General features: G+C 59.9%; 30 protein-coding genes. 26 read left to right on the forward strand and 4 right to left on the reverse strand.

Annotated features, from left to right (window positions below):
* Positions 1-89: 89 nt before the first annotated feature.
* The 22 genes from GTU76_RS22490 to recX all read left to right on the forward strand — a co-directional run bounded on the left by GTU76_RS22490 (position 90) and on the right by recX (position 17,824).
* On the forward strand, positions 90-1,862 hold the full coding sequence (locus GTU76_RS22490) for a phage tail tape measure protein (RefSeq protein ID WP_180699617.1): 1,773 nt from the start codon (positions 90-92) through the stop codon (positions 1,860-1,862).
* Positions 1,849-3,084 (forward strand): DNA circularization protein, encoded by a 1,236-nt coding sequence (locus GTU76_RS22495; protein ID WP_016985046.1) that lies wholly within the window; start codon positions 1,849-1,851, stop codon positions 3,082-3,084. The genes GTU76_RS22490 and GTU76_RS22495 overlap by 14 nt, the downstream gene beginning before the upstream one ends.
* A 3-nt stretch (positions 3,085-3,087) precedes the next feature.
* The gene (locus GTU76_RS22500) at positions 3,088-4,131 is read left to right on the forward strand and encodes a phage baseplate assembly protein (RefSeq protein WP_150706104.1); all 1,044 of its coding nucleotides are present in this window, start codon (positions 3,088-3,090) and stop codon (positions 4,129-4,131) included.
* A gap of 141 nt (positions 4,132-4,272) precedes the next feature.
* The gene (locus GTU76_RS22505) at positions 4,273-4,782 is read left to right on the forward strand and encodes a phage baseplate assembly protein V (protein ID WP_016985044.1); all 510 of its coding nucleotides are present in this window, start codon (positions 4,273-4,275) and stop codon (positions 4,780-4,782) included.
* Positions 4,782-5,180 carry a phage GP46 family protein gene (locus GTU76_RS22510; RefSeq protein WP_016985043.1) on the forward strand — a complete coding sequence of 133 codons (399 nt, stop codon included), beginning with the start codon at positions 4,782-4,784 and terminating at the stop codon, positions 5,178-5,180. Before GTU76_RS22505 ends, GTU76_RS22510 begins: the two co-directional genes overlap by 1 nt.
* On the forward strand, positions 5,170-6,213 hold the full coding sequence (locus GTU76_RS22515) for a baseplate J/gp47 family protein (protein WP_016985042.1): 1,044 nt from the start codon (positions 5,170-5,172) through the stop codon (positions 6,211-6,213). The genes GTU76_RS22510 and GTU76_RS22515 overlap by 11 nt, the downstream gene beginning before the upstream one ends.
* Entirely contained in the window at positions 6,201-6,800 is a 600-nt protein-coding gene (locus GTU76_RS22520; RefSeq protein ID WP_016985041.1) for a YmfQ family protein, read from the forward strand. Before GTU76_RS22515 ends, GTU76_RS22520 begins: the two co-directional genes overlap by 13 nt.
* A 13-nt stretch (positions 6,801-6,813) precedes the next feature.
* Complete coding sequence (locus GTU76_RS22525) at positions 6,814-7,971, forward strand: phage tail protein (protein WP_180699618.1); 1,158 nt, start codon at positions 6,814-6,816, stop codon at positions 7,969-7,971.
* On the forward strand, positions 7,968-8,483 hold the full coding sequence (locus GTU76_RS22530; RefSeq protein WP_180699619.1) for a phage tail protein: 516 nt from the start codon (positions 7,968-7,970) through the stop codon (positions 8,481-8,483). The genes GTU76_RS22525 and GTU76_RS22530 overlap by 4 nt, the downstream gene beginning before the upstream one ends.
* Positions 8,484-8,622: 139 nt before the next feature.
* The gene (locus tag GTU76_RS22535) at positions 8,623-9,720 is read left to right on the forward strand and encodes a phage tail protein (protein ID WP_180699620.1); all 1,098 of its coding nucleotides are present in this window, start codon (positions 8,623-8,625) and stop codon (positions 9,718-9,720) included.
* A 7-nt stretch (positions 9,721-9,727) separates the two neighbouring features.
* Positions 9,728-10,294 carry a tail fiber assembly protein gene (locus GTU76_RS22540; protein WP_180699621.1) on the forward strand — a complete coding sequence of 189 codons (567 nt, stop codon included), beginning with the start codon at positions 9,728-9,730 and terminating at the stop codon, positions 10,292-10,294.
* Between the two features lie 22 nt (positions 10,295-10,316).
* Positions 10,317-11,243 (forward strand): glycine-rich domain-containing protein, encoded by a 927-nt coding sequence (locus GTU76_RS22545; RefSeq protein ID WP_180699622.1) that lies wholly within the window; start codon positions 10,317-10,319, stop codon positions 11,241-11,243.
* Positions 11,243-11,710: a phage tail assembly chaperone gene (locus GTU76_RS22550; protein ID WP_180699623.1), complete on the forward strand. Its 468-nt coding sequence runs from the start codon at positions 11,243-11,245 to the stop codon at positions 11,708-11,710. Before GTU76_RS22545 ends, GTU76_RS22550 begins: the two co-directional genes overlap by 1 nt.
* Positions 11,711-11,750: 40 nt before the next feature.
* Positions 11,751-12,671, forward strand: a complete 921-nt coding sequence (locus GTU76_RS22555) for a gp53-like domain-containing protein (protein ID WP_180699624.1) — start codon at positions 11,751-11,753, stop codon at positions 12,669-12,671.
* A gap of 2 nt (positions 12,672-12,673) precedes the next feature.
* Positions 12,674-13,114, forward strand: coding sequence for a phage tail assembly chaperone (locus GTU76_RS22560; protein WP_180699625.1), 441 nt, complete (start codon positions 12,674-12,676; stop codon positions 13,112-13,114).
* Positions 13,115-13,123: 9 nt separating this feature from the next.
* Positions 13,124-14,284: a glycine-rich domain-containing protein gene (locus tag GTU76_RS22565; protein WP_180699626.1), complete on the forward strand. Its 1,161-nt coding sequence runs from the start codon at positions 13,124-13,126 to the stop codon at positions 14,282-14,284.
* Entirely contained in the window at positions 14,284-14,538 is a 255-nt protein-coding gene (locus GTU76_RS22570; RefSeq protein ID WP_180699627.1) for a hypothetical protein, read from the forward strand. Before GTU76_RS22565 ends, GTU76_RS22570 begins: the two co-directional genes overlap by 1 nt.
* Before the next feature lie 36 nt (positions 14,539-14,574).
* Positions 14,575-15,141: a glycoside hydrolase family 19 protein gene (locus GTU76_RS22575; protein ID WP_180699628.1), complete on the forward strand. Its 567-nt coding sequence runs from the start codon at positions 14,575-14,577 to the stop codon at positions 15,139-15,141.
* Positions 15,120-15,638 (forward strand): lysis system i-spanin subunit Rz, encoded by a 519-nt coding sequence (locus tag GTU76_RS22580; protein ID WP_016985029.1) that lies wholly within the window; start codon positions 15,120-15,122, stop codon positions 15,636-15,638. Before GTU76_RS22575 ends, GTU76_RS22580 begins: the two co-directional genes overlap by 22 nt.
* A gap of 67 nt (positions 15,639-15,705) precedes the next feature.
* Positions 15,706-16,206 carry a nicotinamide-nucleotide amidohydrolase family protein gene (locus tag GTU76_RS22585; RefSeq protein WP_180699629.1) on the forward strand — a complete coding sequence of 167 codons (501 nt, stop codon included), beginning with the start codon at positions 15,706-15,708 and terminating at the stop codon, positions 16,204-16,206.
* A gap of 83 nt (positions 16,207-16,289) precedes the next feature.
* Positions 16,290-17,345, forward strand: a complete 1,056-nt coding sequence (gene recA / locus GTU76_RS22590) for a recombinase RecA (RefSeq protein WP_007908746.1) — start codon at positions 16,290-16,292, stop codon at positions 17,343-17,345.
* 8 nt (positions 17,346-17,353) lie between these two features.
* Positions 17,354-17,824 carry a recombination regulator RecX gene (gene recX, locus GTU76_RS22595; RefSeq protein ID WP_016985719.1) on the forward strand — a complete coding sequence of 157 codons (471 nt, stop codon included), beginning with the start codon at positions 17,354-17,356 and terminating at the stop codon, positions 17,822-17,824.
* A 55-nt stretch (positions 17,825-17,879) separates the two neighbouring features.
* Here recX and GTU76_RS22600 read toward each other — a convergent pair whose 3' ends face one another.
* The gene (locus GTU76_RS22600; protein ID WP_016985720.1) at positions 17,880-18,998 is read right to left on the reverse strand and encodes an LOG family protein; all 1,119 of its coding nucleotides are present in this window, start codon (positions 18,996-18,998) and stop codon (positions 17,880-17,882) included.
* A 352-nt stretch (positions 18,999-19,350) separates the two neighbouring features.
* Here GTU76_RS22600 and GTU76_RS22605 point away from each other — a divergent pair, with 352 nt between their 5' ends.
* Positions 19,351-19,545, forward strand: a complete 195-nt coding sequence (locus GTU76_RS22605; RefSeq protein ID WP_150706119.1) for a hypothetical protein — start codon at positions 19,351-19,353, stop codon at positions 19,543-19,545.
* On the opposite strand, the gene GTU76_RS22610 is transcribed toward GTU76_RS22605, so the two are convergent.
* Positions 19,546-19,971, reverse strand: a complete 426-nt coding sequence (locus tag GTU76_RS22610; protein WP_016985722.1) for a PA3611 family quorum-sensing-regulated virulence factor — start codon at positions 19,969-19,971, stop codon at positions 19,546-19,548.
* A 189-nt stretch (positions 19,972-20,160) separates the two neighbouring features.
* Here GTU76_RS22610 and GTU76_RS22615 point away from each other — a divergent pair, with 189 nt between their 5' ends.
* Entirely contained in the window at positions 20,161-20,907 is a 747-nt protein-coding gene (locus tag GTU76_RS22615; RefSeq protein ID WP_180699630.1) for a tRNA-uridine aminocarboxypropyltransferase, read from the forward strand.
* Between the two features lie 72 nt (positions 20,908-20,979).
* On the opposite strand, the gene GTU76_RS22620 is transcribed toward GTU76_RS22615, so the two are convergent.
* Positions 20,980-21,138 (reverse strand): hypothetical protein, encoded by a 159-nt coding sequence (locus tag GTU76_RS22620; RefSeq protein ID WP_157786312.1) that lies wholly within the window; start codon positions 21,136-21,138, stop codon positions 20,980-20,982.
* On the opposite strand from GTU76_RS22620, the gene erdR reads away from it, so the two are divergent.
* Positions 21,131-21,781: a response regulator transcription factor ErdR gene (erdR, locus tag GTU76_RS22625; protein WP_016985724.1), complete on the forward strand. Its 651-nt coding sequence runs from the start codon at positions 21,131-21,133 to the stop codon at positions 21,779-21,781. The two genes, GTU76_RS22620 and erdR, sit on opposite strands and share 8 nt — an antisense overlap.
* 74 nt (positions 21,782-21,855) lie before the next feature.
* Positions 21,856-22,218 carry a diacylglycerol kinase gene (locus GTU76_RS22630; protein ID WP_003222276.1) on the forward strand — a complete coding sequence of 121 codons (363 nt, stop codon included), beginning with the start codon at positions 21,856-21,858 and terminating at the stop codon, positions 22,216-22,218.
* Here GTU76_RS22630 and GTU76_RS22635 read toward each other — a convergent pair.
* A complete protein-coding gene (locus GTU76_RS22635) occupies positions 22,215-23,141 on the reverse strand; it encodes a LysR family transcriptional regulator (protein ID WP_077571374.1) in 927 nt (308 codons plus the stop codon). The genes GTU76_RS22630 and GTU76_RS22635 overlap by 4 nt on opposite strands.
* Between the last annotated feature and the right edge of the window lie 116 nt (positions 23,142-23,257).

Here is a 23,257-nt window from a genome sequence, read left to right on the forward strand (position 1 = left end):
CCCGAACAGATGATGGCCAGGCCACTGGATGTGCTCCGCGAATCGCTGGAGCACGCGCAACGGATCAATGCGATGCAGCAGGTGCAGTGATGGCAGAAGAAACCAAAGCTAAAGCGTCGGTATTGCTTACCGGCATCGATGAACTGTCGCCAAAGCTCGGGGCGCTGCGAGTCAAGGTCGAGAGCTTCAAGAACAACCTCGAACAGACCGGCCTCGGCAAACTGGACATCAGTGGTCTGTTCAAGGGCGGCAGCGTGATTACGCCGTTTGTGGATGGCATCAAATCGGCCGCAGCGTTTCAGGGCAAATTGGCCGAAGTGGGCGACGCGGCAAAAGCCGTCGATTTACCCGCCACGCCGAAAGTCGCTGCGCAAAACATGAACGTGTTCAGTGCGTCGATGGAAAAGGTTTCCGCAGCCGTGGACGCCGCGCTGGTGCCGGCGGTGGGGGCGTTGGTGGTCGGGCTGGAACCGATGCTGACCCAGGTCGGCAGCCTGCTCGCCGACAACCCGAAACTGGTCGAAGGCCTGGCGGCGGGGGCAATCGCTTTCTCCGCCATGCAAACCGCCGTTACCGGCATGACCCAGGTGATGGACGTGATGAGCATGGTGCTCAAGACCAATCCAATCATGCTGATCGCCATGGGTATCGCAGTGGCGGCCGGTTTGATTTATGCCAACTGGACGCCGATCAGCGCGTTCTTCAAGGGTATGTGGGAAGGCGTGAAAAACATCGGTGTGAGTGCGATGGCGACGTTGCGCTCGATCCTCGATTGGCGACCGCTGGATGCACTGGCGGCGCTGTGGTCACCGGTCGCGGGATTTTTCTCCGGGATCTGGGACAAGGTCAAAGCGGTCACCGCGCCGGTGATCGACTTCTTCAAATCGGTGTTCTCGTGGACGCCCGCCGGCATGATTCTGGAAAACTGGGCGCCGTTGACCGGTCTGTTTTCGGCGATCTGGGACTTGCTCAAGGCCTTGAGTGTGCCGGTGATGGCGTTCCTCAAAGGTCTGTTCGACTGGACACCGTTGGGGATGATCATCAACAACTGGGGGGCGATCACTGGCTTCTTCGGCTCGATCTGGACGGCGCTGCAACCGGCGGCGCAAGCCATCAAGGACTTCTTCGGCACGTTGTTCGACTATTCCCCACTGGGGATGATCGTCAACAACTGGGGCAGTATCGTGGCCTTCTTCGAACCGGTCTGGGCCGCATTGCAAGCGTCGGCGCAGCAGATCAAAGGCTTCTTCCAGAGCCTGTTCGAATGGTCGCCGCTGGAACAGATCGCGATGTACTGGCAACCGATCAGCGAAGTGTTTTCGGCGCTGTGGGGTGTGGTGCAGGCGTTGGCCGCACCGGTACTCGAGTTTTTGCACAACATGTTCGAATGGACGCCGTTGGGGCAGATCATCAAGAACTGGGGGCCGATCACCGAGTGGTTTGGCGAGTTGTGGCAAAAACTGCAAACCGTCATTGCGCCGATCAAAGAGCTGTTCGACGGCGGCTTTGCCGGACTGATCGCCAAGGTCACCGGCAAGGTGGAAACGTTCACCGAAGCGCAACGCCAGACCAATGCCGAAGGCAAAGGAGAGCTGGCGCCGGCGTTCTTCGGGGTGACGCCGCAAGCAGCGGGCAACGGTGCACTGCAAAGTGGTTCGTTGCCACAGAGTTCTGGCGCGCTGATTCAACAAAGCGCTATCAACAACCGCACACAACTCGAAGGCGGCCTGACCGTGCGCTTCGAAAATGCGCCGGCCGGATTGCGCACCGATCAACCGCAAAGCAATCAACCGGGCCTGGCGCTGTCTTCGCGCATTGGCTATCGCTCGTTGTCGGCAGGAGGTTCCAATGAACTGGCGTGACCGTTTGTTGCCGGCATCCTTTCGTGGTGTCGGGTTCTGGATCGATCAGGCGAAAACCCCGGTCGGTCGCAAAGGTCAGTTGCACGAGTATCCGCAGCGCGACCTGCCGTATTTCGAAGATCTCGGCCAGCAGGCCAGGATTCATGACGTCACCGCATTCATCATCGGCGCCGATTGCCTGGAGCAGCGCGACAAGCTGCTCAAGGCACTGGAGGCGGGCAGTGGTGAACTGGTGCATCCGTGGCTGGGGCGACTGCAAGTCAAGGTTGGCGAATGCGACATGACCCACACCCGCCAGGACGGTGGGTTGGTGACCTTTACCCTGAAGTTCTATCCAGACCAACCGTTGCCGTTTCCGACCGCTACGGTCAGCACACAGAAAGTGCTGCTGGCCAAGGCCGATACGCTGTTGGGGTCTGCGGTGGCACGTTTCGAACAGGCGATGACGCTGATCAAGGCCGCGCGGATCGGCATTGCCAATCTGCGTAACAGCCTGACCGGCGTTTATGAGGTGATCAAAGAACAGCTCAAGCCGCTGATCGAGCAGTACCGGCAGATCACCGAACTGGTCAAGGCAGTGAAGGAGTTGCCCAAGGAAGTGGCGGCTGAGTTCAAAGGTTTGCTCGGCGATATCAAGGAGCTCAAGGAATTCGCGAAGGAGGGCTACCGTGGCGTGATTGCCGACGTTTCCCAACAACTCGAAGCCATCCGCAAGGCTGATGCGCCGAAGATCACCACCGGCAAGGACACCAACGCCGCGGCGCAGGCCATGGCCGATCTGGTGCAGGACACGATGCTGGTCAAAGTGGCGCAGTGGGTGGCGTCGATGCCAGTGGCGAGCCCCGCCGTGAAGCTGTCGTCGACACCCTCGGTGGCTCATCAGGCGGATCAACCGGTGACCCGTCAGGAAGTACCGGTGACCGACGAAATGAAAGCGCTGCAGAAAGCTGTCGGGGTGGCCATTGATCCGATGCTGGACAAGGCCGATCCCAAACACCACCAGGCAATCAACGATGTCAAGGAAGCGCTGCTGGCCCATCTCAAGGCAGTGGCGTCATCCGGTGTGCGACAGGTCACCAAATCGTTCCAGGAAAGCCTGCCGGCGCTGGTTGTGGCCTACAAGCAATTTGCCGATGCGACACGGGTGACTCAAGTGACTCAGAGCAACGCGATGAACCATCCAGGCTTTTCACCCAACGACGTGAAAGTGTCCAGGGAGTGAACCATGAGTGAGATGGATAACCGCGTCACGTTGACCGTCAACAACATGGAATACGGCGGCTGGAAAAGCGTGGAGATCACGGCCGATCTGGAGCGCCAGTTCCGCACTTTCAAACTTGACATCACCTGGCAGTGGCCGGGGCAGACGGTGGACCAGCGGATCAAGCCGGGTGACCCCTGCGAAGTGAAAATCGGCCAGGACCTGGTGCTCACCGGCTATGTGTTCAAGGCGCCGATCAGCTATGACGGACGCCAGATCAGCCTGAGCATCGAGGGCAGTTCCAAGACCCAGGATCTGGTCGATTGCGCCGCCAGAAACCAGCCGAACCAGTGGCAGGAGCAACCGTTGCTGAGCATCGTGCAGGCACTGGCGATGGAGTACGGGCTGATGGTGGTCAATGAAATTCCCGAGACTGCACGGCTGACCAAGCACACGATCGTGCCGGGTGAAACCGTGTTCCAGTCGATCGACCGTTTGCTCTCGTTGCTGCGGGTGTTCTCCACCGATGACGAGCAGGGCCGGCTGGTGCTGGCCAAACCCGGCAGCGGTGGTCGGGCCAGCGATGCGCTGGAACTGGGCAAGAATATCCTGTCGGCCAACGCCCCCATGGATCAGAGTCAGGTGTTCTCCGAATACCGGGTGATCGGCCAGCAGAAAGGTTCGGACAAGAAGAGCGGGGCGGCAGTCAGCGAGGTTGAATCCAGCGCGACCGATCTGAGCTTCAAACGTCGACGCACCACTATCATCAACGAGGGCACCGCGCTGACATTCGAACTGGCCCAGCAACGCGCCCAGTGGGAGTGCGCCACCCGTATGGGGCGGGCGCAGACCACCACGTATCGGGTGCAGGGCTGGCGCCAGGCCAACGGTGATCTTTGGCGGCACAACACGCTGGTCAAAGTCACGGATCCGGTGCTTGGGTTCGATGGCGACATGCTGATCTCCAAGGTCACTTATTCGCTGTCGGCACAAGGCTCGGTGACCACGCTGCAAGTGGCGCCGCCGCATACCTTCGATCCTGATCCAACACCCCCGAAAAAAACCTGAGCCTGACTCCGAACCCTGTGGGAGCGAGCCTGCTCGCGAAAGCGCTGGCAGCTTCAACATCACATTGCCTGACCCAGCGCATTCGCGAGCAGGCTCGCTCCCACAGTGGATCGCGTGATGCCTACCTCTTGAGGACAATTCATGAGCCTACTGACACGCCTGCTGGCGCGCGGCACTGTCGTGCTCGCCAATTCGGCATCCAAGCTGCAATCGCTGCAAATGCGCCTCACCGCCGGCGAAGTGAATGACGACATGGAGCACTTCGAACCTTACGGCTTCACCAGCCATCCGCTGGCCGGTGCCGAAGGTGTCGTCACCTTCATCGGTGGCGACCGTTCCCACGCCATCGCCCTGGTCATTGCCGATCGCCGTTATCGCCTGCAATCGCTCGCTTCGGGTGAAGTGGCAATCTACACCGACGAGGGCGACAAGATTCACTTCAAGCGCGGGCGGATCATCGACATCGAAACCGCCACGCTGAACATCCGCGCCAGCAGCGCGGTGAACTTCGATACGCCGGTGATCAACCAGACCGGCAAGATCGTTTCCACCGGCGATCAACTCGCCGGTGGCATCAGCCAGATCAAACACGTGCATGTCGGCGTACAAGCCGGCAGCGGCCAGACCGGCGCGCCGGCAGGAGGCAAGTGATGCTGATCAGCCCGAATCTCCACGCTGCACTGACCCGCTCCGTACTGATCAGCCTGTTCACCTGGCGCCGCGCCGCCGATGACGACGCCCTCGACGACGACGAACGTTTCGGCTGGTGGGGCGACACGTTTCCCACCGTTGCCGACGACCGCATCGGCTCGCGGCTATGGCTGCTGCGCCGGGTGAAACTGACCCGACAAACGCAGATGGACGCCGAGTTCTACGCCCGTGAAGCCTTGCAGTGGCTGATCGACGACGGCCACTGCAGCGCCATCGACATCATCAGCGAACGCCTCGACGCCCAGCGCTTGAACCTGCGCACGGTCCTGACCCTGGCTGACGGCGAACGCCTGGACATCAACCCCGATAACAGTTGGCAGGTGATCTATGCCGTTTGAAACCCCTTCGCTGCCGGTGCTGATCAAGCGCACCCAAAGCGACCTGGCCGGCGATTCGCTGCGCCAGTCCGATGCGCAAGTGCTGGCCCGTACCCTCGGTGGCGCGGCTTATGGTCTGTACGGTTATCTCGACTGGATTGCCGAACAGATTCTGCCGGACAAGGCCGACGAGTCGACCCTGGAGCGCATTGCCGCTCTGCGTCTGAACCAGCCGCGCAAACCCGCGCAAGTGGCTACCGGCACGGTGAGTTTTACCGCCACTGCCGGCGCGGTGCTCGACGCCGATACGCTGCTGCAAACCAATGACGGCCGCACCTACAAGGTCACCGCCGCACGCACCACGGCCAATGGCAGCAACACCACCACGATCGCCGCGCTGGATGCCGGCAGCCTCGGCAATGCCGACGCCGGGCTGGCGCTGACACCGGTGCAGCCGATTGCCGGTGTGGTCGGCACCAGTTTTGTCGTGCTGGCGCCGGGACTCAGCGGCGGCGTGGCGCGGGAAAGTCTGGAGTCGCTGCGTTCGCGGGTGATCCGTTCCTACCGCGTGATTCCCCATGGCGGCTCGGCCAGTGACTACGAAACCTGGGCGCTGGAAGTGCCGGGTGTGACCCGCGCCTGGTGCCGTGGTGGCTTGCTCGGCCCTGGCACCGTCGGCGTGTACATCATGCGTGACGACGATCCGCAACCGGTGCCGAACGATGAACAACTGGCCGAGGTTCAGGCATATATCGAACCCTTGCGTCCGGTGACGGCTGAAGTGCATGTGCTTCCGCCGATTCAGGTGCCGGTGACTTATCGCCTGAAGTTGACCCCCGACACCAGCGCTGTACGCGCAGCCGTCGAAACCCAACTGCGCGATCTGCACAACCGCGAGGCCGACCTCGGCGAGGATCTGCTGATCAGCCATATTCGCGAAGCGATCAGCAGCGCCGCCGGTGAAACCGACCACGTGCTGACAGCGCCCGTGGCCAACGTCACGGCCAACGACAGCGAACTGCTGACCTTCGGAGGTTGTGTATGGGGGGCATAAGAACCGCCGCGCAATATCAGGCGCAACTGCGCGCCTTGCTGCCCAGTGGCCCGGCGTGGGACCCGGAGCGCGTGCCGGAGCTTGAGGAAGTGCTGCAAGGCGTTGCCGTCGAACTGGCGCGCCTCGATGCGCGTGCTGCCGACCTGCTCAACGAAATGGACCCGGCCGGGGTCAGCGAACTGGTGCCGGACTGGGAAAGGGTGATGAACCTGCCCGACCCGTGCCTGGGCGCCACGCCACTGTTCGACGACCGTCGCCTCGCCGTACGCCGACGCTTGCTCGCGGTCGGCAGTCAGGCCGTCGGTTACTACCTCGAAATCGCCAAAAGCCAGGGCTATCCCAACGCCACGATCACCGAACTTGAAGCCCCGCGCATGGGCCGTTCGCGTTTCGGCTCGGCGCACTGGGGCACGTGGGAAGCGCAGTTCATGTGGACGCTCAACACCGGCGGCCGTTTGTTGCTGGGTCGGCGTTTCGGCGCGAGCTACTGGGGCGAGCGCTTCGGCGTCAATCCGGGCTCGGCGCTGGAATGCCTGATTCACCGCAGCGCACCGGCGCATACCAAGGTGCACATCAATTATGACTAGGGAGGAATAAGCCATGGATTATCCGAACAGTGTGCCCAGCGCCGGCTTGGTGAATGGGAAGTTTGTCGATGAGAACCCAATGACCGGAACCCCGGGATCGCTGATTCCGGCGGATTGGGGGAATGGGGTTACGCAGGAAATTCTCAGTGTGATCAATGCGGCGGGTCTGACGCCGGACGAGAAAAAATACGATCAGTTGCTGCAAGCGATTCAGTCGGTGACGGCCAAGGGCTGGAATCAGGATCTGGCGTTGCCGCTGGTGGCATTGCCGCTGCCGACGGTGGCCACCGCCGATGGTCGGTTGACGGTCAGCCCGGCTGCGGCATCCACCAGTGGTGGCAGGGTTTCGATTGCGGCAGGCACTTATATCAGCCTCGGTCAGGAAGTCGTGAATGGTCAGTTGGGTCGTTCGCGCACCTTTGTGACGTCGGCCTGGAGCAGTGTGGATCTGTTGCCCAGCAGCCATTACTTTTTACGCGCTCAGGTCTCTGGCGGTGCGCTGACGTTCTACGTGCAGCGTGGCAACATCCATGACGTGACGCCCGAGTCGTTGAAAGGAACGGTAAACGGTGCCGCCGGTGGCGGCTTCCAGTCGACGGCACTGGACATGTGTCTGGCCTGGATCGTGACCGGCGCACCGGGCTCGGTGCCCACGGTTCGAACCATCTACAACCGTGCTCGTTTTACCTGGACTCAGACGGTCAACGGAACGGGCGCAATTTTCCTGCCTCTGGATCCCCATGCTCGTTCTGCACGATTGGTTGCCGGCAACCCGACACCGTCTTCGACGGCGGTGACGTCGGTCGCGTTTCCATCAACCGGCTGGGCGGGAGGCAACTATTGCTTCCTGTCGCCCATGATCGCTGGTAGCTCCAATAATGCTGGTGGCTGGAACCCCGCAACGGTTTCCCCGTGTGTGTTGTTTACCAACAACATCGTCAACGACGTGACGGTTTCAACGCTGGCCGCCAGTTTCGACCATGCCAATCTGCGCTCGCTGTGGCAGTGCTATCAGGCAGAGCACAACCTTGGCCAGTCGAACGCCGAGAGTGATGAACTGCTACTGAGCATGGGCATCAAGAGCCATCCGGTCACTGATTACAGTGTCGGTATCGCGGTCAATTTCGCCGATGCCGTCAACGTCCAATTGTCCTGGGAGCTTATTCGATGATCGTTATTCAGGAGCTTCATCAGTTCGACGGCGAAATGCGCCTTCCTCAACCCTCTGCCGCCCATGACTGGGACGGTCAGGCATGGGTTCTGAACGCTGACAAACAGACTGAATTGAATGCGCAGGAAGTTGAACAGATTTGCGTCAAAGTCGACGCCGCTGCCGACAGCACTCGCATCGCATTGGCTGGCGACCCGCTCAAAGCCATGGAATACGCCCAGGCCGCCGCCGACGCACAGGCCTATCAGGACGCCGGTTACCCAAAAAAGGAAGTGCCACTGTCGGTCGCTGCGTGGGTCGCCAAAGGGCGCAGCGCCAAACAGGCAGCCGAGCAGATTCTGAGCAAGGCCGATCAACTGACCGACCATCTGCTGGCGCTGCGTACGCTGCGGCTGAAGGCCAAAGCGCAAATTCGCGCACAGGCTGCCAAGGGCAACATGGATCTGGCGCGCAGCGCTGGTGACGAAGCGTTGGTTGCCATTCGCGAATTGGCCAGCGGCCTTTCCAGCTAAGCCGAAAAGCCTTCGTTCAGCGTCACCCAGGCCCACTTCGTTGTGGGCTTTTTATTTTCAGAAAACGGACCGTGTACAGGCACGCAGAAGACGCTGTGTCGACGCCGGTCATTTGTCATTTCAAAGGAACGAACAATCTATGGATTATCCAAAAAGCGTCCCCAGCGTCGGCCTGGTCGATGGCCGCTTCGTCGATGAAAACCCGGTGGAGGGTACGCCGGGATCGTTGATTCCGGCAGTGTGGGGCAACAGTGTGACTCAGGAAATTCTGAGTGTGATTACAGGGGGTGGGTTGGTGGCCTCAGAGGCGGACACCACTCAGTTGTTCAAGGCGATTCAGTCAATTGTCGGCAACGCCAGCCCGATGCGTTCGATCATCACTCGCCTCGCCGCAACGAAGACACTCACCGAACAAGAACTTGGCCTGGTACTGATTGATGGGGGCACCGCGCCCATGACTGTGACATTGCCAGCGGCCAATGCTGCTCTGGGTGTGCGCGATGTGATTGTTCGTCGTATGGATAACTCGGTTAACCGGTTGGTAGTCCAGGCATCCGGCGGCGACCGGATTAGGTTTCATACACATCTGTCAGCGAACGGCTATCCGTTTCTGGTGCTGATGGGCGGTGGGGACTGGTGGCAGTTGCGCAGTGACGGTGCTGGCAGTTGGTGGCCGGTTGGACGCTTCGACAATACCCCGCTGGGCAGACCCTCGTTTGAAACCACAATGGCGCTGAATCCCGGCGGTTATGGCCTGCTCAACGGTAACTTTTTCAAGCGTGCGGAATGGCCTTGGCTGTGGGACTTCGCCCAGGCTTCGGGAGTCTTGACGACCGAAGCGGCTCGACTTACCCGAGAAGGTGCGTGGACCACTGGCGACGGTGCGTCGACCTTTCGAATACCAGAAATTCGTGGTGAATTTCTGCGAGCCCTCGATGAAAACCGGGGTATGGATGTTGGGCGAGTCGTTGGCAGTTTGCAGAACCATGCACTGCAAAGCCACAACCACTACTTGCCGACCGGTACAGGTTCTTCCAACCGTCCTGCGCCTGCTATCCCCGATACCGTCTGGAGTGTTTCCAGCGACGTCAATTTTTATCCCACCAGCGGAACCATTGCGACGACCTATCCCAACCCGGCATTCGACTCCGACACATTCATCGGCAATATCGGCATTTTCGCCGGCGAAACCCGACCGCGAAACATCGCCCTTCCCGCGCGAATCAAACTGATCTGAGGTGCCCATGTTCAATTATCTGATAGATGACAGCGGTGCCCTGGTCGGCCCTGTCGAGTTCCCGCTCGTGCCGGGAATCGGTCTGCAGTTGCCCAGCAATGCGGTGACGCTAAGCATCGAACTGTCGCCGGCGCCCGAGGGGTTTGCCTGGGCCTATGACAACGGCTCGCTGCAACAGCAGATCGATTGCCGCGGCGATGTTTATCGAACTGACACGGGCATCCGGGAAACCTGGACCGCACTGGGCGAGTTGCCGGAAGGCTTCACCCGGTTGCCTTGGCCGGGTGGCTTTCACGTCTGGGTGGATAACGCCTGGCGGGTCGATGAAGTTGCGCAACTGGCGGATTGCAAACGCATCGTTCTCGCTAAACGTGATGCCTTACTGCGCGACGCCGTCCTGCGCATCGCGCCCCTGCAATACGCCGAAGACATCGGCGATGCCAGCCATGACGAACAACTGCTGCTGATCGAGTGGAAGCTCTACAGCGTCGAGCTGAACCGCATTGAAAAGCAGAGCGGTTTCCCCGACGACATTACCTGGCCGGTCGCACCCGGCACGGCCGTAGCCAACTGATTTCGGTACAGGGAGCAGTGCAATGGATTATCCAAAAAGTATTCCCGGGGTGGGGCTGGTCAACGGCGGCTTCGTTGATGAAAACCCGCTCGCCGGTTCGCCGGGGTCGTTGATCCCAGCCGCGTGGGGCAACAGCGTCACGCAAGAAATTCTCAATGCGATCAAGGCCGCCGGGATTACGCCGGATGAAACGAAAAACGATCAGTTGGCGACGGCGATCGGTGCCCTGGTCGACTTCAGCAAACTGAAAAATACCCCAACCACGTTGGCTGGTTACGGCATCACCGATGCGGTGGGGCGGTTGCTGGGAGTTCGACAGTTCGAGACGGTCGGGATCACGGTTTACAAGCCCAACCCAAGAGCCCGGCGCATTCGTGTGCGTCTGGTTGGAGCCGGTGGCTCGGGGGGAGGCTGTGCACCGGTGGCGGCGGGTTATCACAGCATCGGCGGTGGCGGTGGTGGTGGCGCCTATGGCGAGAGTTTGTATGACGTGAGCGCGGAAATGATGGCCGGCGTGCCGGTTTCACTGGGAGCGGGTGGCGCCTCACGTAACGCGATGGGGCAGGCCGGTGGTGGTGCTTCTTTTGGCAGCTACATGAGCGCGGCGGGAGGCATGGGCGGGCAAATCCTGACCTTCCCCGTGACAGCCACGGCAGTCGGCTTCGTTCAGGGTGGCGCCGGAGGGCAAGCCGTCACGGGTGGCAACTTGGCTAACGCACGTGGAGTGGGCGGTGGTTACGCCATGTACAACGCCAATTGGGGCGTATTGGCTGGCGGTGGTGGGGCGAGCCCGTTTGATGGCGGTGGCCCGTTGATGGGCCTCAGTGGCCCCGGTACTTCAGGGAGCCGAGGCTCGGGTGGCAGCGGTTCTTGTTCGACCAGTGCGTCCGCCTCTGTCCTTAGCGGTGTCGGCGGCAACGCCTTCTGTGAAATCTGGGAGTACGAGTAATGGCCGTTTATGCACGGATCGAGAACGGCGTAGTCGTCGAACGGATCGACACCGGTGACTACGCAATCAGCCAACTGTTCGCGCCGTCTTTTGTCGAGTCGATGGTGCGAGTGCCGGAGGGGCAGGCGGTCGAAATCGGCGCGCCGATCAGTGAGTTGCCGACAGCTGCCGACCCACTGCCCGCGCAACAAAGTCCGGTGATCCTCCAGGCGCCGGTTGTTGCAGATCAAGCGCCCGCGGCAGCGGAGCGTAGCTGGCGTCAGGCATCCCTTTCTGCGACCGAATGGCTGGTCACTCGCCATCGCGATGAGCAGGAACTGGGGCGCGGAACCTTGCTCAAGGCTGCGCAATACCTGGAACTGCTCGAGTACCGACAAGCGCTGCGCGACTGGCCTGATTCGGCGCTTTTTCCCGCAGCGGATTCCCGGCCGTCAGTGCCGCTTTGGCTGGCCAGCGCGATTGGCTAAGGCTTGCGCGCCCACTGTATTTCAATCAAGGAGATGAACATTGGACTATCCCAAGAGTGTGCCCAGTGTCGGACTGATCAACGGCCAGTTTGTCGATGAGGACCCCATTGCCGGAAAACCCGGTTCGCTGATCCCGGCGACATGGGGCAACAGCGTCACGCAAGAAATTCTCAACGTTGTTCAGGCGGCGGGCATGGCGCCGAACGAATCGTCGAACAATCAGTTGTTGGGGGCGCTGCGCAGCCCGGCATTGTTCATGACAGCGCCTCAGTTTGATGGCGGGCGCTCGGCAGCAACGTCCGAGTTTGTGCAGCGGGCGCTGGGCAGTTACGCAAGTGCTCGCGGTATATTCGCCGCCACCCAATTGACCCAGGCCGACGTTGGCTGCTCGATCGGTCTCGGTGGCAACGCGACGTATACCGTGACGCTTCCGGATGCCGCTGCGGTGCCGAGCGGTGCCACGATCAGCCTGCATTGCCGCAACAGCGCACCCGTCACCGTGGCCAGTAAAACCGGCACGCAGATCAGTCCGCAAGGGGCTTATCTGGCCTCGATCGTGTTGAACAATGGTGAGAGTGCGAACTTTGTCAGAGAGTCTGGAGTGTGGGTGGTGTATGGCACCGCTGCGCTCAAGTACTCCGTCAATTACGCCGCACAGTTCGCCACAGCGGGATATCAAAAGTTTCCCAGCGGTTTGATCCTGCAGTGGGTGACGGGGGGATCTGATGCAAATGGCAACATGACGGTGTCGTTGCCGATCAGGTTTCCCAATGCTGTCCTCGGCGGTGTTGCCAATGAAGGCTACCCGGCAGGTTGGGGTGCCTCCAACGTCACCGTTTGGGCATTTGACGGCGCGAACTCCACGACAACGACAGTGGTTGCGCGGGTCCGAAATGTGCTGGCTGGAAGTGTAAAGGCTGAGCCGGGAATCTCGGGTCGCGTTCTGGTTTGGGGGTATTGATCATGACGATTTATTTCTATGCACAAAGCCTTGGCTTTGATCGAGTCGACAGCGCACTTCCCGAAGTGCCTGACGGGGCGGTGGAAATCACCCAGGCGCAATACGCCGAGCTGTTTGCCGGGCAGGCGAGCGGCAAAGTCATCGGCGCCAGTGCCAGTGGTCAGCCCGTTTTGACCGACCCCGTCGTTTCTCCTGCAACGCTTGCCAGCCACGAGCGCGCATGGCGCAACCACGTTCTGCAAAACACCCAGTGGCTGGTGTTTCGTGATGCCGAAGAACTGGAAGTGGGCGAGGGCACGACGTTGCGCTCCGAGGAATTCAAACAACTATTGGCGTATCGGCAGGCACTGCGCGATTGGCCGAATGACCCGGACTTCCCGAATTTGCTTTCCCGACCCGTTGAGCCTGACTGGCTGGAAGGCTTGCTTCGGACAGACAGTTGAGGAACTAACGTGGACTATCCAAAAAGCGTTCCCAGTGTCGGGCTGGTCAACGGCAAGTTCGTCAATGAAGACGTCGTAGCAGGATTGCCCGGATCCCTGATCCCGGCGACCTGGGGCAACAGCGTCACTGATGAATTGTTGAACGTCGTCAAATCCGCCGGCCTTGAACCGAGCGAAGCCGATGCAACACAGTTGTTGCAAGCGGTGAAAAAACTCAGTCAGGCAGGTGAAGATAAATATGCCACTGACATCGGTGCGGCCAATCTGTACATGGCCAATTATGTGCCCGCCGTCACCGTATTGAAGGACGGATTGGCGCTGCGTTTTACTGCCGGTAATGCCAATACCGGGGCGAGTACGTTTGCACCGAATGGGCTGATGCCCAAGCCGCTGGTCAACCTTGCATCAAGTGCATTGCGGCCTGCCGAGATTGTCGGCGGCAGTGTGTGTTCGGTGACGTATAGCGCAGCACTGGAAAATTGGGTGCTGGTCTCTGCAAGCGGTGGCAACGGCTTCACCGGGCGGTTGTTGGGCGTGAAGACGTTTACTGCGTCGGGGACTTACGTGCCGACGATGGGCATAAAAAATGTGCTGGTGAAAGTTGTCGGCGGTGGCGGAGGAAGTGCAGGAATTGTTGCCACCGTCGCTTCCCAATATTCTGCCGCCGGTGGAGGAGCCTCCGGTAGTTATGCAGAGGCTTGGCTTCCAGCCTCGACGGTTGGAGCCAGTCAGGTGGTAACAGTCGGTGGCGGTGGCGCCGGCGGCTTGATCGCAAATGACGCCGGAGCCGGCGGAACCAGCTCTCTGGGATCGCTGGTTTCAGCGCCCGGCGGTGCGGGTTCGACATCGCTCGGCTACACCACTTTCCCGGGTACTGGTCTGTATGTCGGGGGGTATCCCGGCCAGGCAGCGAAAGGTGGAAATATCGTCAGCATGGCCGGGGCTGCCGGTTCGTCAGGTATATCCATCAACGCGTCGACTCTGGCCGGACACGGTGCCAACTCACCCTTGGGCAGTGGTGGGGTTGCCAGCAGCGCGCAGGGTGCCATTGCCGCACCTGGCTCCGGGTTCGGTTCCGGAGCCGGTGGCATCGCCAATGCCCCGAGTCAGTCTGGCCGGCTGGGTGCTTCAGGAGCACCGGGCGCCGTGATCATCTTTGAGTACGCCTGATGAAAACCTACGCACGCATCGTCAACGACGCGGTGGTCGAGTTGTTCTCCACCGATGGAAATATGGCCGAGATGTTTCATCCGGATCTGCTCTGGGTCGACATCACTGAAATCATTCCGACGCCACAAATCAACTGGACCGCCAACTTCGGCACCCTCGGTTGGGTCTTCGCATCGCCTGGAGAGCCCGCGCCGGACAGCACCCTGAAAACTCTGGCAAAAAAATGGCTGAGCGGCATTGGCGTTCAACCATGATTCAATCGGGGCAATATCCAGGGAGGATCAAACATTATGCAAATAACTGAAAACAACCTTATCGACATCATGCCCAACGCCCGCTCCCAAGCGGGCGTTTTTGTTTCGGCGCTCAACAGTGCCATGGCGCGCCGTCATATCGACTCGCCGAAACGTATCGCGGCATTCCTCGCGCAGGTCGGCCACGAGTCGGGGCAATTGCGTTATGTGCGCGAACTGGGCAATAACCAATACCTGAGCAAGTACGACACAGGTACGTTGGCCTTGCGTTTGGGCAACACGCCTGAAGCCGACGGCGACGGGCAAAAATACCGCGGACGCGGGTTGATCCAGATTACTGGCCGTTCGAATTACCGCCAGTGCAGCCTCGGTCTGTTTGGCGATGAGCGTCTGCTGTCGTTGCCTGAACTGCTCGAACAACCGCAATGGGCGGCCGAGTCCGCGGCATGGTTTTGGGAGCAGAAAGGTTTGAACGCACTGGCCGACCGCGACGAGTTCAACACCATTACCCGTCGCATCAACGGCGGGTTGAACGGCTTGCAGGATCGTCTGGAAATCTGGGCGCGGGCGAGGGTGGTGCTATGCCAATCCCCTGGCGAATGATTGGCATTGTGTTGCTGGCCGCTGCTGCTTTTGCCGCGGCCTGGCAGTTTCAGGAGTGGCGCTACGAACGGCAATTGGCCGAGCAGGCCCGGTTAAACACCGAAACCCTTAATCAACTGACGCAGACTGCCGCCACCGCGCAACAGGCCGAGCAGGATAAACGTCTGGCGCTGGAGCAACGGCTCGCGTCCAGTGAACAAACCCATTACCGAGCGCTGAGCGATGCCCAACGTGATCAGGATCGCCTGCGCGATCGTCTTGCCACTGCTGATGTGCGCCTGTCAGTCCTTCTCGACGCCGGCGACGTTGCCCAAGGCTGCAACGTGCCAGCCACCTCCGACGCCAGCGGCGTGGATCATGCAGCCGTACGCGCCCGACTTGACCCGGCGCATGCTCAACGAATTATCGCCATCACCGACACCGGCGATCGCGGACTGATTGCCTTGCAGGCGTGTCAGGCGTATGTCAGAGCGCTCGCGCCCGAACATTTTGAATGAGTCTGTGTATTGAAAGCGCAACCGGGTCGTGTACGGTGGAGGCATTCCACACGATCCGGAGCATGCCGTGAAAGAGATCACTCAACTGGCCGCCGAACTGGGCCGACGTCTGCAAGTGCTCAATGCCCATGTGACCACCGCCGAGTCCTGTACCGGCGGCGGCATTGCAGAAGCGATCACCCGTATTCCGGGCAGTTCGGCGTGGTTCGAGGCGGGCTATGTGACGTACTCCAACCGGCAGAAAACCCAGCAACTGAATGTGCCGGTCGAGTTGTTCGAAACGGTCGGAGCGGTCAGTCGCGAGGTGGTTGAAGCGATGGTGCGTGGTGCGCAGGACAAAAGCCTGGCGCGATTTGCCGTGGCGGTCAGCGGGGTGGCCGGGCCCGACGGTGGCTCGCCAAACAAACCGGTGGGCACTGTGTGGCTGGCCTGGGGCGTTGGCGAATCGGTAACCAGTGAGGTTCAGCACTTTCCCGGCAACCGTGATGAAGTCCGCCGACAAACGGTGAAGGCCGCGCTAGAGGGGCTCCTGCGACTAGCGGCACGAGAAATCGAAAATCAGGGGTAGGCGATCCGCGAACGCTGTGGAATAATACTGGCTACTTATACAGGTGTTGGCCGTCAGGCCTTATTGATTACGTGAGGACTTTAATGGACGACAACAAGAAGAAAGCCTTGGCTGCGGCCCTGGGTCAGATCGAACGTCAATTCGGCAAGGGTGCCGTGATGCGTATGGGCGATCAGGACCGTCAGGCGATCCCGGCTATCTCCACTGGCTCTCTGGGTCTGGACATCGCACTCGGCATTGGCGGCCTGCCAAAAGGCCGTATCGTTGAAATCTACGGTCCGGAATCGTCCGGTAAAACCACACTGACACTGTCCGTGATCGCCCAGGCTCAGAAAGCCGGCGCGACCTGCGCATTCGTCGACGCTGAACACGCCCTCGATCCTGAGTACGCTGGCAAGCTGGGCGTCAACGTCGACGACCTGCTGGTTTCCCAGCCGGACACCGGCGAACAGGCGCTGGAAATCACCGACATGCTGGTGCGCTCCAACGCCGTTGACGTGATCATCGTCGACTCCGTGGCTGCCCTGGTACCGAAGGCTGAAATCGAAGGCGAAATGGGTGACATGCACGTGGGCCTGCAAGCCCGTCTGATGTCCCAGGCGCTGCGTAAAATTACCGGTAACATCAAGAACGCCAACTGCCTGGTGATCTTCATCAACCAGATCCGTATGAAGATCGGTGTGATGTTCGGCAGCCCGGAAACCACCACCGGTGGTAACGCGCTGAAGTTCTACGCCTCGGTTCGTCTCGACATCCGCCGTACCGGCGCGGTGAAGGAAGGCGACGAAGTGGTCGGTAGCGAAACCCGCGTCAAGGTTGTGAAGAACAAGGTCGCTTCGCCGTTCCGTCAGGCCGAGTTCCAGATTCTTTACGGCAAAGGCATCTACCTCAATGGCGAGATGATCGACCTGGGTGTGCTGCACGGTTTCGTCGAGAAGTCCGGCGCCTGGTATGCCTACGAAGGCACCAAGATCGGTCAGGGCAAGGCCAACTCGGCCAAGTTCCTGGCGGACAACCCGGAAATCGCCGCGAAGCTCGAGAAGCAACTGCGTGACAAACTGCTGACGCCGGCAGTGATCGACTCCAAGGCCTCTGCAGTCAAAGAGACTGAAGACGACCTGGCCGACGCTGATATCTGATTGCAGCGATGACCTCCGCCGTACTCGATACCCTCGTCGCGGTGCGGCGAACCGCTATGGACCTGCTCGCACGCCGCGAGCATGGTCGAGTCGAGCTGACGCGCAAGCTGCGTCAGCGCGGCGCTGAGACGGAGATGATCGAAACAGCCCTCGACCGTTTAACAGAAGAGGGGCTGCTTTCCGAAGCCCGTTACCTTGAAAGCTTTGTTTCCTACCGTGCCCGTTCCGGCTACGGCCCTCTACGGATTCGTGAGGAGCTGAGCCAACGCGGTTTGCAACGTGCCGATATCGAACTCGCCCTGCGCGAAAGCGGTATCAGTTGGCAGGAGCAACTTCGGGAAACGTGGCAGCGCAAATTCTCCGGGCATTTGCCGATTGATGCCAAAGAACGGGCCAAACAAGGCCGGTTTCTGGCGTATCGGGGCTTTTCGATGGAGATGATCAACCGCTTGTTCAGCGGTCGAGGGATGGACGATTAAGACGCCTCAATAAAAACGGCCCGCTATGGAAATAGCGGGCCGTTTTTTTTTGCCTCTAAATTGCCTTTGACGGCTCACGGCTGCGTTGCGCCGTTTGCGGTTTTGAATCAGCCCAGTTTTCCGGCAAGTTGATGTAATCGATCAGCTCCCTCAGGCGTCCGTGAGTGCGGGCATTGAAGGCGAAGGCCAGCCGCGCCAGATGGCTGAACTGCGCTTCATCGTGTTCCTCGCCAGCGTAAGCGTGTTGATGGAACTGGTCGCTCAGGCATAGATCGGCGAATGCTGCCTGCATGTGCGCCAGCGCCTGATCGCTGAGCTTGTGATTCATACGAATCACGAATTGGCGCTTGAGCCAGCGGCTGGAGTGGAAGTTGCTATAGAACTGGTTGATCTGTTCTACGGCTTCTTCAACGCTGTAGACCAATCGCATCAGCTTCATGTCAGTCGGCAGGATGTAGCGATTGGCCTCGAGTTGCTGGCGGATGAAGTCCATCGCGCCTTGCCAGAATGTGCCGCCCGGCGCATCCAGCAGCACCACGGGCACCAATGGACTTTTGCCGGTCTGGATCAATGTCAGCACTTCCAGCGCTTCATCCAGTGTGCCGAAACCGCCCGGGCACAAGACCAGCGCGTCGGCTTCTTTGACGAAAAACAGTTTTCGCGTGAAGAAAAAGTGGAATGGCAGCAGATTACCGGTGCCATCGACGGTGGGGTTGGCATGTTGCTCGAAGGGCAGGGTGATGTTGAAACCGAGGCTGTGATCGCGGCCGGCGCCTTCATGGGCGGCGGCCATGATGCCGCCCCCGGCACCGGTGATGACCATCATCTCCGAACGCGTCAATGCGGCCCCGAGCTCTCGGGCCATGGCATAGAGCGGATGTTCTACGGGGGTGCGCGCCGAGCCGAACACCGTGACTTTGCGTCGGCCCTTGAATTGCTCCAGTACTCGAAACGCCTGCTCCAGTTCGCGCAGGGCTTGCAGCGTGATCTTGGCATTCCAGCGGTTGTGGTCTTCCTGAGCCATGCGCAGCACGGTCAGGATCATGTCGCGGTAGATCGGAATGTTCGGGCTGTTGGGGGAAACACGGTTGAGTTGTTCTTCGACCTTACTGATGAGGTCGGGGCCGCTTTCCTGAAAATGACGACTCAAGAGGTCATTCGGTTGGTAAGGCATTCAACGTCTCCTTCTGCACAGAGCGGTTGGCCCTGACTAGCGGCGTCAGTGCCGCGCTGCAAAAAAACACACGATCGGCAGTTCCTTGTCTGCCGTTGAAAAGTGATCGGGAATACTCTGAATCTAGACCCTTGCACGCAATCGCGCTGACTTGATCATTGCGCTGCAAGGTTTTGGCTGGCAACCGTTTATTGATTTTCCGCCCGTTCCGTCACCGCTCGTCCGAACGTGCGCCGAGCAGCAATCCCTCTGATTAACTAACGTACAGGTGCCGTACGACAGGTTTGCGTCAACAAACGTACGCAAGGTGCACGCGATTCAAGGATTTGTGGGTGGCAAGGAGGCGGGACACATGGCCAGAGTGATTCTGGAGATCGATACGCAGCTGTATCGAATGTTGAAGGCAGCAGCCGAGACCAATCATCTCAGTCTCGAAGAGGAGTGCTGCCGGCGGTTGGCGGGCGGCGAGCGCCGTTCGCACTATCTACAGGCCTTGCTGGCCGAACTGCGCGCCGAGGATGAACAGCGGCGCGCCAATTCGCGATAATTACTTCTTCTTCGCCGGGGCGGCTTTCGGGCAATCCGATTCCTGGTAACTGGCGGAGCCGATCGCTTTGTTGGTTTTCACTTCGGTGAAGTCGTAACGCATGATCGCACCCTTGGCCATCAGCTTGCGGAACGATGGGTTGTTGCACACTGAGGCGCCCAACTGGAAATACACGGCTTTAGGGTCAGCGCGCATCTTGTCGGCGTGGCTCTTTTGCACGCTCAGGTGGTTGATCAACTGCGTGCCTTCAACGGTGAAGCCCTGATCAAGAATGTCTTCACTGATGGCGCGTGGCGTGCCGACGCTGCTCTGGGCGGCGACGTTGCGCAGCTCGCGGTTCAGATTCTGCTCACTCAGGGAGGCAGCCTGAGCGGTGAAGGACGACGCCAGCAGAATGGCAGCGGTGGGAACGATAAGGCGCAGCATGAAACTCTCCTGGTTCAGTGACTGGTGGTTCGACCAGCCACGTGACTGTGCGTTCAGTGGCGGCGAATTATAGGGGAGCCGGTCGGGAGGGTACAGGCTTGTGCCCGTCGCTCTGGTAAACTGCCGGCCTTTATTGCCCTGCCGAGTGTCGTTCGTGTCGAGTTTTCCTGCTTTTCGGCGTTATCCGCGATGAACCATGCCCCCAACGCCGTCGCCCGTCTGCGTGACCAGCGCGAAGATGAAGGCATCAAGCCGATTCAGGCCCGAGGTTTTCGCTCCGAGCGTTGCCGCGACTGCCGGGTGATCATCAGCCATTGCCTGTGCGCCTGGCGGCCCAGCGTCGACACGCGTTCGGGCGTATGCCTGATCATGACCGGCAAGGAAGTGTTCAAACCGAGCAACACCGGTTGGCTGATTGCCGACGTCGTGCGCGATAACCATGCGTTTATCTGGTCGCGCACCGAGCCCGATCCGCAGATGCTGGCGCTGCTCAACGACTCGCAGTGGCAGCCGTATCTGGTGTTTCCTGGCGAATACGTTGAACCGTCGCGAGTGACCAACACCGTCGCGATCGATAGCAGCAAGCGGCCGCTGTTCATTCTGCTGGATGCAACGTGGACCGAAGCGCGGAAGATTTTCCGCAAGAGTCCGTATTTCGATCGCTTGCCGATCTTGAGCCTGCTGCCCGACAAACTCTCGCGCTATCGCTTGCGCCGCTCGACCCGCAGCGAGCATTTGTGCACTGCCGAAGTCGCTGCGCTGTGCCTGGAATTGGCCGGTGACTCGGACGCTGCCTCTGCGCTGGACGCCTATTTCGACGTGTTCAGCCAGCACTATCTCGGCGCCAAACAACAGTTGGACATGAATGAATCGACGCCGGCCCACGCCGAGCTGCTGCCCTATATACGAAAGCCGCAGCCGGAGTTGGCGCAATAGTGGCCCATACTGTACAAGCCAGCGGCCGTGCTGCTTGACCACCCCGTCTTCGCTGGGCATGCTTGGCGCCGTTTAGGGTGCGGCCAAGGTTTGAAACGCCGTGTTTGCTGTTGATTGGCGTTGAACGTGCCCCTGTGGATATCGCTTGAAAGCGGCATCTTGAGTTGCTTTGGCGAGACCGGAATGCTCCGGGTCTGCCATCAAAAACAGGATCATTTGAAAAATGGCCACATACGACATCCTGATTGCCGATGATCACCCTCTGTTTCGTAGCGCCCTGCATCAAGCGGTGACGCTGGGCCTTGGCCCGGATGTGCGACTGGTGGAAGTGGCGAGCATCGCCGAACTGGAAGCGCGCCTGACCGAAAAGGCTGATTGGGATCTGGTCCTGCTGGACTTGAACATGCCCGGCGCTTTCGGGTTTTCCGGGTTGGTCATGCTGCGCGGGCAGTACCCACAGATTCCGGTGGTGATGGTTTCGGCCCAGGAAGAAGCTTCGGTGATGGTCAAATCCCGTGAGTTCGGCGCCAGCGGCTTTATTCCCAAGTCCAGCGATCTCAGCGTGATTCAGCAAGCCGTGCGCAAAGTACTCGATGGCGATGTGTTCTGGCCGCCGCAAGCGTTCGAGGCAGTCGCCGTTTCCGACGAAGCCAAAGCCGCCAGCGATGGTCTTGCCAGCCTCACTCCGCAGCAGTTCCGTGTGTTGACCATGGTCTGCGAAGGCCTGCTGAACAAGCAGATTGCCTATGAGCTGAGCGTGTCCGAAGCGACCATCAAGGCCCACGTCACGGCGATCTTTCGCAAGCTGAATGTGCGCACCCGCACGCAAGCGGCTTTACTGCTGCAACAACTTGAGTCAATTCCGAGCCAATAATGGCTGGCGTCTTCACGCTTTTTTGACTTTTGTTGATCTAGCTTTCCCACTCCTTTTTGGTTGGTTTCTACTTTATGTCACCTTTCAAGGGCCAGACCGGCCTGAAACGTATCCTCAATGCTTCCGGTTACTCGCTGGACGGCCTGCGCGCAGCCTTCACCGGTGAAGCGGCATTCCGTCAGTTGGTGCTGCTCAATGTCGTGCTGATTCCGCTGACGTTCTTCCTGAATGTCAGCCGCGTCGAGCAAGCGCTGTTGATTGCCGTGTGCCTGTTGGCGCTGATCGTCGAGCTGCTGAACTCGGCGGTGGAAGCGGCCATTGATCGTATCTCGCTGGAGCTGCACCCGCTGTCGAAGAACGCCAAGGACATGGGCAGCGCCGCGCAATTCGTGGCACTGAGCATGATCGCGCTGGTGTGGGCGGTGATTCTGCTTTAAGCGATCGTCGGCAAAACGATCTCGTCGCTGCGCTGCACCCCGGCGGTGAAAGCGCGGCACAGGTCGAGAAATTCGCGCATCGCCGAGGTCTGGTACTTCTGCTTGTGCCAGATGAAGTAGAACTGTCGCGCCAGATCCAGATCCGGCGTTTCCACCGGCACCAGACTGCCGCGACGGAACGCATCGCGCAGCGCCAGCCGCGAGATGCAGCCAATCCCCAGCCCCGATTCCACCGCGCGTTTGATCGCTTCGGTGTGCTCCAGCTCGAGACGGATATTCAGCGAGCTGCGATGGTGGCGCATGGCCTGATCGAAGGTCAGCCGCGTGCCGGAACCCTGTTCACGCAGAATCCACGCTTCGTGAGTCAACTCTTCCATGCTCGCGCTGCCGCGTTGAGCCAATGGATGCTGCGGCGCGCAGAACACCACCAGTTCATCTTCGACCCAGCTCTGCACTTCGATGTCCGGATGGCTGCAATCGCCCTCGATTAGACCCAGATCAATTTCGTAGTGGGCGACTTGTTGCACGATATTGGCCGTGTTCTGCACGTGCAGCTTCACCTGACTTTCCGGGTGGCGCTGCATGAAACTGCCGATCAACAGCGTCGCCAGGTAGTTGCCGATGGTCAGGGTCGCACCCACTGACAGCGAGCCGAAACCGGATTTGCCGTTGAGCAGGTCTTCGATTTCCTTGGCCTGATCGAGCAGGGCCACCGCTTGGGGCAGCAGCTGTTTGCCGAGGGCGTTGAGGCTCAGCCGTTTGCCGGCACGGTCGAACAGCTGGCAGCTGGATTGGCGCTCGAGTTCAGTGATCGAGGTGCTGGCGGCCGATTGCGAGAGGTTGAGCAGACCCGCAGCACGGGATACGCTTTCCTGCTGGGCGACGGCGACGAAGACTTGCAGTTGACGGAGAGTAAATCGCATATCGATATAACCGATAACCCTTATCTTAATAATCCAGTTAACAGATATTGTCGTCGCTATTAGAATGCGATGCAATTGCGCACCGTCGCCTTCCAAAGCCAGCGCAGACCCAATCT

Origin of the sequence: Pseudomonas crudilactis (assembly GCF_013433315.1) — a bacterium.
Taxonomy (GTDB): Bacteria; Pseudomonadota; Gammaproteobacteria; order Pseudomonadales; family Pseudomonadaceae; genus Aquipseudomonas; species Aquipseudomonas crudilactis.